A 12,902-nucleotide genomic window follows, 5' to 3' on the forward strand; every position below is an offset into this window, starting at 1 on the left:
GCAATTCTCGATTGGCAATCTGCCATCGCTACACCGAAATCGCTACACCAAGAAGGCGGCATGAATATGGCAATATTATTGCCTGGTGACAGTGCCACCCGTGACCGGCGGGTCGAGGGAACGCGTTGTCTTGCAGAACTCACAGGTGACATCGATGGTGCCCGACTCCGAAATCAGCTCTGCCAGCTCGGCGGGTGACATGCGTTCCAGAACCGATATCGCCCTGTCGGGGCTGCAGCGGCACCTGTCCTCGACAGGGTGCGCCGGGGCCACATGTGGCCGCAGCGAATTGAACAATCGGAAAATCAATGCATCCGGCGCCAGCCCGGGATCGACAAGTTCATCCCGGCGGACCGAACGAAGCAGCATTTCCGCCGTGGCCCAGGCATCGTCATGGACGTCACGCGGCACGCTGGCAAGGTTGCCGCCCTCGGCGGCCACCCGCTGCACCATCATCGCGCTGGCGGTCCAGCTGTCGCCTGTCCGTTTGGCGGCGGCAACTATATGGCTGTCGACCTGCTCGGAATTGGCAAACCAGGCTGTCGCTGCATCGCTCAGCGTTTCGCCATCCAGTTCCACAATGCCCTGATAGCGGCCATTTTCATGTCCCTGATCGACGGTGAATGCGGCATAGCCGGACCCGAGAAGCGCCGGCACGCTCGCCGGCAGGTCGCTTGCCATATCAAGACCGACAGGCGGTGATGCCTGCTCGTCAAAGGCTGTGTAACCACGAATGGCGCCATCCGACGTGACATCCGCAAGCAGCGTTTTCACATAGCCATCACCCTTGGCCTGCAGGGTGAACACACCATCGAACTTCATGAAAGTGGACAGACAGGCGGCAATGGCCATTGCCTCGGCCTGAAGGCTTGCCACCGCCTCTGGATAGTCATGCCGTGCCAGGATGCTGGTCACCGGCACACCAACACTGGCAAACCGCCCTCTGATCAGCGCGGTATCTCCAGCCTCACCCGCCAGATAGAACGGCAGAATCTGTGCGCCTTCATTGCTTGCATCACGTGACGCCACATGTCTCTCCACTGCGCGCGGACCGGCGGCCCGCGGGATCTTGTCTAGTTGCCGGCCATACACCAGGACAGGATGGCCTTTTGTGCATGCAGCCTGTTCTCGGCTTCGTCGAATACCGCCGACTGCGGTCCATCAATCACTTCAGCGGTGATCTCCATACCCCGACATGCCGGAAGGCAATGCAGAACGATGGCATCACCGGCCGCCGCTTCGAGAAGCTCGCGGTTCACCTGGAATGGCTGAAAGTCCTTGCGGCGGCTTCCTTCGTCGTCACCCATCGAAATCCAGACATCGGTGACCAGCGTCTGGCTTTCTGCGGCAGCTTCCAGCGCCGAATCATACATCACGATATCAGCACCCTCGGCGCGGGCCCATGCCAGTAGTTCCGCCGACGGCGCATAACCGTCAGGACAGGCAAGCCGAAGCTGGAAACCAAATCTGGCCGCTGCCTCAATCCAGCTTGCCGCCACATTGTTGCCATCACCAATCCAGGTCACAACCTGACCATCCAGCGCGCCATGACGTTCGATCATTGTCTGCAGGTCGGCCATGATCTGACAGGGATGCGAGCGCGCCGTCAGCGCGTTGACCACCGGCACACTGGCATGCGCGGCAAGGGTCAACAGCGTCTCATGGGCGAAACAGCGAATGGTGATGGCATCGACATAGCGTGACAGCACCCGTGCCGTATCCTCGATGGTCTCGCCGCGGCCAATCTGCATGTCCTGCGCCGACAGGATCAGCGACGTGCCGCCAAGCTGTGTGATCCCGACCTCGAAGGACACCCTGGTGCGGGTCGAGGGTTTCTCGAAAATCATCGCCACGCTTTTGCCGGCAAGCGGTTTTGCCGTCTCGGCGCCAGCCTTGAGCGCGGCCTTGGTTGCCGCGGCATCATCAAGCATGGTTTGAAGCGTCGCGGCGTCGAAATCACGGATATCCAGAAAATGTCGCATCACCGGCCATCCTGTTCTTGGGCCTGCGGTGGGACCATTGTGCCAAGAACCGTGTCAAAGCTCTCGACCGCCAGTCTGATTTCATCCTCGGAAATGATCAGGGGCGGCAGGAAGCGAACAGTGTTTTCACCGGCTGGAACAGTCAGTATCTTCACCTCGCGAAGCGCTGCCACCACATCACCGGCCGGCAGCGAGTCGTCCAGTCGCACACCGCACAGGAAACCACGCCCCCTGATCTCGGCAACAATGGCCGGGTGACGTGCTGCAATTTCAGCCAGCATGCCGCGCATGATGTCCGCACGCCGACGCACATCTTCAAGAAACCCCGGTGCCGTCACCTCGTCGAGAATGACCTCGGCAACCGCCATGGCAAGCGGATTGCCGGCAAAGGTCGATCCATGCGTGCCGGGTGTCATGGCGTTGCCAACCGCGGCGCTGGCGATGACCGCGCCAACGGGAAAACCGCCTCCAAGACCCTTTGCCATGGCAATGATGTCCGGCCTTATGCCGGAGGTCTGATAGGCGAACAGCGTCCCGGTACGACCAATGCCGGACTGCACTTCATCGGCGATCACCAGCGCCCCGAACTCATCGGCCGCCTCGCGCACACCGCGAAGATAGTCATCATGCGCATCACGGGCACCGCCTTCGCCCTGGACAGGCTCGATCATCACCGCCGCCACATGGGGACCAAGCGCGGCCCTCAGTTCGTTCAGATTGCCAAACGGGACATGGTCGAACCCGTCGGGCATCGGGCCGAATCCGGTACGGTTTGCAGGTTTGTCAGTGGCTGCAAGCATGCCAAGCGTCCGCCCGTGAAAGGATCCGGTTGCACACAGGATGGTGGTGCGGTCCGGCTGTCCGTTTTCATAGGCAGCACGACGTGCCATCTTCACCGCCGATTCATTCGCCTCGGCGCCGGAATTGCAGAAATAGACCTGATCCAGACCGGTCAGCGACACCAGCTTGTCTGCCACCCGTTCCTGACCGGGAATTCGATACAGATTCGAGGTGTGCCACAGTTTGCCAGCCTGATCACGCAGGGCGGCAATCAGCCCCGGATGCGAATGACCAAGCGTGTTGACGGCAATACCGCTGGCACAGTCAAGATAGCGCTCTCCATCATCGGTAATCAGCCAGCACCCGTCCCCACGGACAAAGGACAGGTCGGCACGGCCATAGGTTTTCATCACCGCCGATGTCGGCATCTTGGCTGTTTGTGGCGTGGTCATGTCGAAATCCATTCTCTCGGCCCGACCCTTTTACGGACCATGATCATCCAAACTTCCGTCACGGACGCCGGCATGGCGTCGCCCGATCAACACCTCAAAAAATCAAACCACCAGCACGTCGTCGACGGTACCGGTGGCTGTGTTCGCGGTATCGGAAGGCTGCCAAATTCGGCATTTCCGCCAAACTTGTCAAGGCGTTTGCCGGGTCACCCCTGGCGCGGTCAGTCCTGAATGAAATGCTTGGCGAGCCGCAGGCCCTGTGACTGATAGTTTGATCCCGATCCGCTGGTGCCATAGAGGCTGTCGGGTATCGCCGCCATCGGTTCATAGACCAGACGGCAGACTGTCTGGCCTTCCTCGATCAGGAACGGCACATCATGGGAGCGCACCTCCAGAACCGCGCGGGTGGCACCGGCACCAAGTTCCTCCATCCCGAAACCGGGATCGAAAAAGCCGGCATAATGGGCACGGAATTCACCGACACGGGTATCATAGGCACGCATTTCGGCAGCATGGTCGCGTGGCACCGTGACAAATTCACGGCTGGCCAGAATGTAGAACTCGTCCGGATGAAGCACCAGCCCGTCGGCGACAAGATCGGCTGCGGTCAGCCGTTCCCAGAACGCATCCACCTGACAGCTTGCCGGCGCGTCAATATCGATCAGCCCGGCATGTTTGCGGGCCCGCCAGCCGATGATGCCGCTGCTTGTCGTCGGCGTCAGGTTGACGCCAAGCGCCACACCGTCGCGGATATCGACATCATCCGCGCCGCGCACTAGCCCGACATCCTGATGCAGGGCAAGCATCGCGGCATCCGACATCGCCGCCGGACCCCGGCGCAGACGCAGCTGTGACAGGCATGACCCCGGACGCACCAGAACCGAAAAGGTGCGTGGCGAAATTTCGGCATAGAGCGCGCCCTGATACCCGTCGGGGACCATCTCGAATTCGGACGCCTGATTGGCAATGAGGCGGGTGAAAATATCAAGCCTGCCGGTCGAACTTTTCGGGTTTGCCATGGCGCTGAGCCCCGGCGCCAGACAAAGCGATTCCTGAAGCTCGACAATATAGACACAGCCGCGTTCCAGCACCGCGCCACCGGTCAGGTCGATCTGGTGCATGGCCACGCGGGCAAGCTTGTCCTCGACCCCCATTCCGGGGCCGGGAAGAAACGATGACTGGACGCGCCAGGCGCGCGTGCCAAGCCGCAAATCCAGGCTTGCCGGCTGCAGCTGTGCATCGGTAATCGGTGCGGCGGCGGCAATCATGCCACTTTCAATGGCGGCCCGTATTTCCTGCACCGGCAGGATACCCGCCTTCACATTGGTGTCGATGCTGGCATCAGCCATGCTGGTGGTGGCAGCCGCCGCGCGCCGGTTTGTCATGCGCCCTGTTCCTTCAACTCTTCAGCCGATAGCCGGATTTCAACACACGGTAGCACAGCCATCCCAGAACGCCATTCACAACAACAAGACAGACAAGGCCTGTCATGATGGGACGGTCACCAATGCCGATCAGGCCATATCTGAAACCGTCAATGGCATAGAAGAACGGGTTCAGCGTGGCAATGGTATCGAAAGGCGATGGCAGCCGTTCGACCGAATAGAAAGTTCCCGACAGAAAGGCCAATGGCTGAATCACAAAGTTTGTAATGACAGCCATTTCGTCGAATTTATTGGCCCATATGCCGGCCAGAATGCCGGCAAAGGCAAGCGCCAGCGATCCCAGAACAAGAAAGGCAAGCGCCACCAGGGGTGCCGCCGGCAGTGACAGCCCGCCAAAAAGTCCAAGCACGACGGCGGCGGCCAGCCCGACCGCGATGCCGCGCGTCATCCCACCGGCAGCCATGCCGACAAGCAGTTCCGCCGGGCCAATCGGCGGCATCAGCAGATCGACAATATTGCCCTGCACCTTTGACACGACAAACGAGGACGAGGTGTTGGCAAAGGCGTTCTGCAGCACCGTCATCATCACCAGCCCCGGCACGAGAAAGGTGATGAAATCGACATTGCCCGCAAGCTGGGCCCGCTCGCCGATGGCGACCGCAAATACCATCAGGAACAGCAGCGAGGTGATCACCGGCGCGGCGACGGTCTGCATCGCCACCTTCGCAAAACGGTGAACCTCACGCATATAGAGGGTCCACAGCCCGATCCAGTTGACGCGCCCTATCTGGACAGGACGCAGCTGGGCCGGATGGGGCCGCGTGACAAACTGATGTTCGGTGTCTTTGGTCGGCGTGGAAGATGTCTGATCATTCATGCCGCAGAACATAGGCCCGCCAGGACTGTTTCGCAATATCGCTGACAACGCCGGCAGCGCGCTGGCGGCACAGGCGGCTGACTGATAGACTCGCCGCAGGTCCGACGGAGAGCCGCATTCGATGACTGACAGGAAACCGCCAGCCGAACGACGCCTGATGAACAAGGCCGTCCATTATCTTGGTCGGTACACGGCATCGCGGCAACGTCTTCGCGAGGTGCTTCGCCGGTTTGCGGCGCGCAAGCTGGAGTCACATGACCAGGCCGAGGTTGCGCGCGCCCTGGAAACGGTGATCGATGAGTGCGTCAGGCTTGGCTATGTCGATGACACCGCCTTTGCGCTTGCCAAGGCGCGAAGCAAGCGACGCGGTGGTCGTTCGGCGCTGGCCATTCGCCGCAGTCTGCAGGAACACGCCATTGACGGCGAGCTTGTCGATCAGGCGCTTGCCGCCGCCGATGAGAATACGAGCGATGGCGAGCTGGTGGCGGCACTGCGGCATGCAGCGCGGCGCCGGCTTGGCCCCTATGCCACGCGCGAGGGGGACGAGGCGACAAGACAACGCCATCTGGCCTCGCTTGCACGGGCCGGATTCACGCTTGGCATCGCGCGTCAGGTGATGGACCTTGAAGATGCCGAGGCGGCTGAGGCGCTTGTCACCACGCTTCACCGCTAGACAGTCGGCCTGTCTTGCGATGCGCCATACCATCGGTCTAAACTGCAGGCCGGAATTCAACAGCCGACCGGTCTGAAGGCAGGACAGAGAGTCATGCATGATTGGCGGCACGCCGGGTGGGAGGAATTTTGATGACTGAAGACAGACTGTTTGCGCCAGGCAAGGAGACCGTTGATGCCGCGCTGATTGATGAGAATGGCTACAAGGCGATGTACGCCCAATCCATCGCCGATCCCGACGCGTTCTGGGCCGAGCATGGAAAGCGGATCGACTGGATCAAGCCCTACAGCCAGATCAGCGATGTGTCCTATGATGCCGGCGATCTTCATATCAACTGGTATGCCGACGGCACGTTGAACGCGGCAGCCAATTGCCTGGATCGTCATCTGGCGACCCGCGGCGATCAGACAGCAATCATCTGGGAAGGCGACGACCCTGCCGATTCACGGCATATCACCTATGCCGAGCTTCATGAGGAAGTCTGTCGCTTTGCCAATGTAATGAAGGCCGAAGGCGCAAAGAAAGGTGACAGGATCACCATCTATATGCCGATGATACCCGAGGCCGCTGTCGCCATGCTGGCCTGCGCGCGTATCGGTGCCGTCCATTCGGTGGTGTTTGGCGGGTTTTCACCAGATGCGCTGGCGGGCCGCATTCAGGATTGCGACTCGAACATGGTGATCACCGCCGATGAAGGCGTTCGTGGTGGCCGTGCCGTCCCACTGAAGGCAAACACCGACGCGGCGCTTGCCTCATGCCCGGACTGCAACAAGGTCATTGTCGTGAAGCGCACTGGCGGCGCCATTGACTGGGTCGAGGGGCGCGATGTCTGGTATCACGAGGCAATGGAAGACGCATCAGCCGACTGCCCGGCAGAGGAGATGAATGCCGAGGATCTGATGTTTATCCTCTACACCTCCGGGTCGACTGGCAAACCAAAGGGCGTTCTTCACACCACCGGCGGCTATATGGTCTATGCCTCGATGACCCATCAGTATGTGTTCGACTATCACGATGGTGATATCTACTGGTGTACCGCCGATGTCGGCTGGGTCACAGGCCACAGCTATATCGTCTATGGCCCGCTTGCCAATGGCGCTGTCACGCTGATGTTTGAAGGTGTTCCAACCTATCCCGACAGCTCGCGCTTCTGGCAGGTTGTCGAGAAACACAAGGTCAACATCTTCTACACCGCGCCGACCGCCATCAGGGCGCTGATGCGGGAGGGCGAAGCCCCGGTAAAGGGATGTGACCGGTCCTCGCTGCGGCTTCTTGGCAGTGTTGGCGAACCGATCAATCCGGAAGCCTGGATGTGGTATCACGAGGTGGTTGGTGACGGGCGGTGCCCGATTGTCGATACCTGGTGGCAGACTGAAACGGGTGGCATCCTGATCACACCGCTTCCCGGTGCAACAGCCACCAAACCCGGCTCGGCGACACGCCCGTTTTTCGGCATCGAACCCGTGCTTGTCGATGGAGACAACAATGTTCTTGATGGTGCTGTCGACGGCAATCTGTGTATCGCGCGGTCCTGGCCGGGGCAGATGCGCACTGTCTATGGCGATCATCAGCGGTTCATCGAAACCTATTTCACGACGTTTCCGGGCCGCTATTTCTCCGGTGATGGCGCGCGGCGTGACAAGGATGGGTATTTCTGGATCACCGGACGGGTTGATGATGTGCTGAATGTGTCCGGTCACCGGATGGGAACGGCCGAGGTCGAATCGGCGCTGGTGGCGCATCCAAAGGTCGCCGAATCAGCTGTTGTCGGCTATCCGCACGACATCAAGGGCCAGGGTATCTATGCCTATGTCACCCTGATCGAGGGGTGCGAGCCAAGCGATGAGCTGGCCGCCGAGCTGAGGCAATGGACCCGCAAGGAGATTGGCCCCATCGCCACGCCCGATCTTCTGCAATGGGCGCCGCAATTGCCGAAAACGCGCTCCGGCAAGATCATGCGCCGGATTCTGCGCAAGATTGCGGCCAATGACTATGCCGAGCTTGGCGACACCTCGACATTGACCGATCCCAATGTTGTTACCGATCTGGTGGAGAACCGCCAGAACCGGTAGGCATGTCGCAACCTGATGCATGACCGGCGAGAGCTGCGGCTCTCACCGGATCTGCAGCTCGTTGGCGCGGCAGACCGCGTGCAGCCTGTTGCGGGCACCAAGCTTGCCGCGAAGGCTTTTTATGTGATGTTTCACCGTGACCTCGCTGAGTGCCAGTGAACTGGCGATGTCGCGGTTGCCAAGTCCGTCGCGAAGCCCTTTCAGAACATCATGTTCGCGCCGGGTCAGATGAATAGCCAGTGGCGGCGCAGACGTTATCATGTCGACCGGAAAATAGCGTTCACCGGCAATCAGAAGCCGAATGGCCCCAAGAAAGGCATCGGGGGCGAGGTTGTAGGACAGAAAGCCTGCCACACCGGCAGCCGTCAGATCGGCAACCGACACCTTGCTGGAACGGGCATCCATCACCGCCAGCGGTATTCTGTGACGACAATCACGGCGGAATCGTTTCAGACCATGCAGCCCTTGCATGTCCGGTATCTGGAGATCAAGAACGGCGAGCGCCAGATCACTCATCTCGTTGGCAAGCACAATCGCCTCGGCAAGGCTTGCCGCGGTCAGGATGGACAGGTCCCGATCCGCCGGCGTCCGGTGGGACTGCAGCAGATGATTTTGTACAAAATCGCGGCTGAGACTGTTCTCCAATGCCAGCAGAACGCGCATGGTCCCCCCTCACCTGTTGTGGCAGCCGTTCACCTTGTTCCCGTCACCACGCCAGCCACCTCAAAAGAATGATATTTGAGTATCAATGCACTCAAACTACCGAGGGTGCCCCGATCTTGCACATGATTTTTCGTAAATATTTCAACCTATTGTAGACATACACCTTGCTGTCATCTGGAAAAGATTTCACGCGTCAGGCGCAGAAACAGGGTCTTGCTTGAGGGTGGGCGAAGGGGATCGGGAGTGGAAATTTTCCGATATTCAAAGGAAAGTACAACCTTAAGGTTTGCCCATTCGAAGGCCTCGCCGGCCATCAGATCCAGATTTGTCGTGCGTGTCCGCGCGCGGTGTGGTGCGGCAAGAAAGGACAAGCTGTCACGGAAATTCTCATGCCGCCGCCGATGGCCCAGATATGCGGCAACCCAGTCCCCGGTCCAGCGTAGGCCAACGCCTGTTTCGCGGGCCCGTGACCCGGGCATCTGCCCGGCCCCCGACTGACGCGTCCGTTCATGCGCGCCGCCAAGCGACACTGTCAGACGCCTGGTCACGGTCCCGGTCAGTGTGTAGTCATAGCGAATCCGTGCCAGATCAAGCCATTGTGAGCGCACCTGAAGATGGGATACGCCGAGGTGCGAGTGAAGGCCGGCGGAATGACTGAATGAACCGCCGAGATTGGCGCGTCGATGTGTCTGTGATACCGCCAGGTCGGCGCGGCCCTGCTGAAACCGGGACTTCCCGATTTCACCGCCGATGCGAAACTGCCATCTTGCTATCCGCTGCGATGCCGCCGCCGCCCGCAGCATGAGACCATCACCCGCAAATCCAGGGCGGCTGGGGCGGCGCTGGAACAGAATGCCATCAAGATCGTAATTCCAGTCACCGCCGGCGCGATACAGCGCCCGCACCGTCAGACTGTTCCAAAGGTCAATCCCGCTTTCACGCTTGCCGCGCGAGACAAGGGGCTGGCCAGGATCACAAAATGGGGCCAGGCGAACGCACAGATCATGAAGCTGCGATCCAGGCTGGAGAGGGATCGTAACATCCCGCTGGCGATCGACAAGTGATGGCCGGTAACCGGTGGCCATGCCGATCAGCGCTTGCCATCGCCAGGGGCCCCGACAACCGGCACGCACCATGTCAGCCCGCTGCCGCTGGCCGGGCGACAGCGGTTGCGAACGAAGGGGGGCCAGATAGCCGTCAACAAGCTGGCAATGGCCCGCCCGCATCGCCGCAAACGCGGCGCCGAGCCGTAATTCGGTCGACATCGGATACATGGCGAGTGCGGCACGCGCCAGCTGATGGGCCTCGGCAGGGCGTGCGTCTTGAAGAAGCAGTCGCGACCGGTTCAGAAACCATGCTGGCGACATATGTGGCAACAGCACATGAACCCGGGATCCAGGACCCTCGTGTGCGGCTTGTGACTCAGCCGCCGCTGCCACGCGATGTGTGCCATCACCATAGATTATCAGCAGCGTTGCCAGACTGGCCCGCCACCAGGCTGCGTGGTTCCGCATGCCCTCCCCCGCACGCATTATGATCCGAAAGCATGATGCGCCTGGTTAATCTTGGCATGGGAGGAAAATTCGGTGTCTAGAGAAGCCGGAGCAGCTTCTCGACGGTGAATTCCGGGGGCTCGTTAAAGGTAATGGTGCCGGTAAAGGCCCCTGTTTCATCATAGAGATAGACAGTCGCCGTGTGATCGAAAAGCACCACCCCGTCCTTGTCCACGACACGTTTGGCGTAGGCACCAAAGGCCTTGTGCGCGCGTGCCAGCTGCCCGGCGTCGCCCGTCAGGCCTGTTACCGGCAGGTCAAACAGCGACAGATAGGCGGCAAGCTGGTCAGCCGTGTCACGCTCGGCATCAACGGTCATGAAAATGGTCTGCAACGATGTCGAATCGCCGCCACGCTGCGCAACCTCGTCAAGCGATTTGGCAAGCAATGTCAGCGTCATCGGGCACACATCGGGACAATAGGTGTAGCCAAAGAACAACGCCACCGGTGCCCCGGCAAAATCAGCATTGCGCCGCGTTGCGCCGGTCTGATCAATCAGCTCGAATGGCTGATCCTGAAAATTGCGGAAGCCGACATCCATCTGACGTGCCTGGCGTTCCGCCAGCCAGAAAACAATCCCGGCAAGAACGCAAAACCCGATAATGGCACCGGTCACAAGCCCTCGGCCACCAAATGTACGCGCTGTCTGTCCCATGACCTGTGGTGTAGTGCCGGCAATCACCCCGCGCAACCGAAGAATTCACCCCGACCGGCACATGGAGTCCCTGCAGAACATGCCGGCGATCGACCTAATCATTGAATCGATGCGGCTGGTGCGTGTAGTCTGCGCGATATGCAGACCAGCCCGGACACAACCGCATGAACGCTCTCATTATTCTCATCGACCAGATCGTCAATCTCTACATCTGGACGATGGTGGCCTATATCATCATCACATGGCTGATTGCCTTCAGGATCATCAATCCATGGCAACCTTTCGTCCGTATGGCGCTGACATTTCTCGGCCGCATCCATGAACCGCTGATGGGTATGGTGCGCCGGGTGCTGCCTGATCTTGGCGGGATCGATATCAGCCCGATCGTGCTTCTGCTGGCGGTGCAGTTTCTCCGCAATCTTGTCATCGGCTTCCTCGCCGACATTGCCTGAGATCATCAAGTTACGACCATCATGTCGCCTCAGGTGAACAAAACGGCGTATACCCGGCGGGACAATCTGCCGCGCCCCTCCACAATGCGGGCAATCTAGGGTCGCACAGCGCGCCGGGCAAGATGGGGGATAACATGACACAGACGCAGACCACTCAGCCACCGGCGACCGCAGCAACAGTGATCGACGGCAAGGCGTTCGCCGACCGGCTGGTGTCGCGGGTTGCCACCGCCGCCGCCGGGCTGACCGACGCCATTGGCCGGGCTCCGGCACTGGCCGTGGTTCTTGTTGGCGACAATCCGGCGAGTGCCGTTTATGTTCGCAACAAGATTGAACAAACCACAAAAGCCGGCATGCGCTCGATCGAAAAGCGCCTCGACGAAACAACAAGCCAGGATGAACTGCTGGCCATCATCGACCAGCTGAACGCGGATGATGGTGTTGATGGCATTCTTGTCCAGCTTCCCCTGCCGCCGCAGATTGACGAGGCGGCGGTGATCAACGCGATCTCACCCGACAAGGATGTTGATGGATTCCATGTGGTCAATGCAGGGCGGCTTGCCACCGGCCAGGATGCGCTTGTCCCCTGCACCCCCTATGGCTGTCTGATGCTGCTTCAGGACCATCTTGGCGACCTGTCAGGCCTGAGTGCGGTTGTTGTCGGCCGGTCAAACATTGTCGGCAAACCGATGGCACAGCTGCTGTTGCAGCAAAGCTGCACCGTCACCATCGCGCATTCGCGAACCCGCAATCTTCAGGCCGTCTGCGCCGCTGCCGACATTCTGGTTGCCGCTGTCGGCAGACCGGAAATGATTACCGGTGAATTTGTCAAACCCGGCGCCACGGTGATCGATGTCGGGATCAACCGGGTGGCCGCGCCGGAACGCGGTGACGGAAAATTCCGGCTGACGGGTGATGTGGATTTTGCCAGCGCCGCTGCGGTTGCCGGTGCCATTACGCCGGTGCCGGGCGGGGTTGGTCCGATGACCATTGCCTGCCTGCTTCGCAACACGCTTGTCGCCGCCGCGCGACGCTTTGACGCCGATCTCGCCGATCTCTAGCTTTTTGCCGCGCCGCGTCCTATCTATCTGGCAACCGCCCTCGCACAAGGCAGCCCGCTACCATGGCCGCAGACAAACTCATTCTCTTTGCCGCGCTTGGCATTGTCGCCGTGATCCTGTTCTGGGGGGTGATCACGATGGCACGTGGCGGCGAGTATAATGTCAAGAATTCCAACCGGATCATGCGTTACAGGATCGTCTTTCAGGCCATCGCGCTGGCCCTGATCCTGATCCTGATGTGGTTCCGGCAAGCCAGCAGCTAGCCCGGATTGGCATTCGCAGATATCAGCAGGAGGC

The 12,902-nt window shown here is 60.2% G+C and carries 13 protein-coding genes; 5 read left to right on the plus strand and 8 right to left on the minus strand.

The features are described 5' to 3' along the window. Window positions 1-75: 75 nt before the first annotated feature. The 5 genes from AB3X55_06790 to AB3X55_06810 all read right to left on the minus strand — a co-directional run bounded on the left by AB3X55_06790 (window position 76) and on the right by AB3X55_06810 (window position 5,476). Entirely contained in the window at window positions 76-1,029 is a 954-nt protein-coding gene (locus AB3X55_06790; GenBank protein ID MEX0503285.1) for an Hsp33 family molecular chaperone HslO, read from the minus strand. A 44-nt stretch (window positions 1,030-1,073) separates the two neighbouring features. Beyond that, window positions 1,074-1,982, minus strand: a complete 909-nt coding sequence (gene argF, locus AB3X55_06795) for an ornithine carbamoyltransferase (GenBank protein ID MEX0503286.1) — start codon at window positions 1,980-1,982, stop codon at window positions 1,074-1,076. Further along, entirely contained in the window at window positions 1,982-3,214 is a 1,233-nt protein-coding gene (locus tag AB3X55_06800; GenBank protein ID MEX0503287.1) for an aspartate aminotransferase family protein, read from the minus strand. Before AB3X55_06800 ends, argF begins: the two co-directional genes overlap by 1 nt. Before the next feature lie 221 nt (window positions 3,215-3,435). Beyond that, window positions 3,436-4,599 carry a 2'-deoxycytidine 5'-triphosphate deaminase gene (locus AB3X55_06805; GenBank protein ID MEX0503288.1) on the minus strand — a complete coding sequence of 388 codons (1,164 nt, stop codon included), beginning with the start codon at window positions 4,597-4,599 and terminating at the stop codon, window positions 3,436-3,438. 13 nt (window positions 4,600-4,612) lie between these two features. Continuing rightward, window positions 4,613-5,476, minus strand: coding sequence for an ABC transporter permease (locus tag AB3X55_06810; protein MEX0503289.1), 864 nt, complete (start codon window positions 5,474-5,476; stop codon window positions 4,613-4,615). A gap of 121 nt (window positions 5,477-5,597) precedes the next feature. Here AB3X55_06810 and AB3X55_06815 point away from each other — a divergent pair, with 121 nt between their 5' ends. Then, entirely contained in the window at window positions 5,598-6,149 is a 552-nt protein-coding gene (locus tag AB3X55_06815; protein MEX0503290.1) for a regulatory protein RecX, read from the plus strand. A gap of 131 nt (window positions 6,150-6,280) precedes the next feature. After that, window positions 6,281-8,221, plus strand: coding sequence for an acetate--CoA ligase (gene acs / locus AB3X55_06820; protein ID MEX0503291.1), 1,941 nt, complete (start codon window positions 6,281-6,283; stop codon window positions 8,219-8,221). 42 nt (window positions 8,222-8,263) lie between these two features. Here acs and AB3X55_06825 read toward each other — a convergent pair whose 3' ends face one another. The 3 genes from AB3X55_06825 to AB3X55_06835 all read right to left on the minus strand — a co-directional run bounded on the left by AB3X55_06825 (window position 8,264) and on the right by AB3X55_06835 (window position 11,119). Then, window positions 8,264-8,884, minus strand: coding sequence for a LuxR C-terminal-related transcriptional regulator (locus AB3X55_06825; GenBank protein ID MEX0503292.1), 621 nt, complete (start codon window positions 8,882-8,884; stop codon window positions 8,264-8,266). 170 nt (window positions 8,885-9,054) lie between these two features. Then, complete coding sequence (locus tag AB3X55_06830) at window positions 9,055-10,398, minus strand: hypothetical protein (protein MEX0503293.1); 1,344 nt, start codon at window positions 10,396-10,398, stop codon at window positions 9,055-9,057. 76 nt (window positions 10,399-10,474) lie between these two features. After that, window positions 10,475-11,119, minus strand: coding sequence for an SCO family protein (locus tag AB3X55_06835; GenBank protein ID MEX0503294.1), 645 nt, complete (start codon window positions 11,117-11,119; stop codon window positions 10,475-10,477). A gap of 137 nt (window positions 11,120-11,256) precedes the next feature. On the opposite strand from AB3X55_06835, the gene AB3X55_06840 reads away from it, so the two are divergent. From AB3X55_06840 to AB3X55_06850, 3 genes are all read left to right on the plus strand, one after another. After that, window positions 11,257-11,544 (plus strand): YggT family protein, encoded by a 288-nt coding sequence (locus tag AB3X55_06840; protein ID MEX0503295.1) that lies wholly within the window; start codon window positions 11,257-11,259, stop codon window positions 11,542-11,544. Window positions 11,545-11,678: 134 nt separating this feature from the next. Then, window positions 11,679-12,605: a bifunctional methylenetetrahydrofolate dehydrogenase/methenyltetrahydrofolate cyclohydrolase FolD gene (gene folD, locus AB3X55_06845; GenBank protein MEX0503296.1), complete on the plus strand. Its 927-nt coding sequence runs from the start codon at window positions 11,679-11,681 to the stop codon at window positions 12,603-12,605. 62 nt (window positions 12,606-12,667) lie between these two features. After that, the gene (locus AB3X55_06850) at window positions 12,668-12,868 is read left to right on the plus strand and encodes a twin transmembrane helix small protein (GenBank protein ID MEX0503297.1); all 201 of its coding nucleotides are present in this window, start codon (window positions 12,668-12,670) and stop codon (window positions 12,866-12,868) included. The last annotated feature ends 34 nt before the right edge of the window (window positions 12,869-12,902 follow it).

The sequence above is a fragment of the Alphaproteobacteria bacterium LSUCC0719 genome (assembly GCA_040839025.1).
In the GTDB taxonomy this organism is placed as follows: domain Bacteria; phylum Pseudomonadota; class Alphaproteobacteria; order Puniceispirillales; family Puniceispirillaceae; genus UBA8309.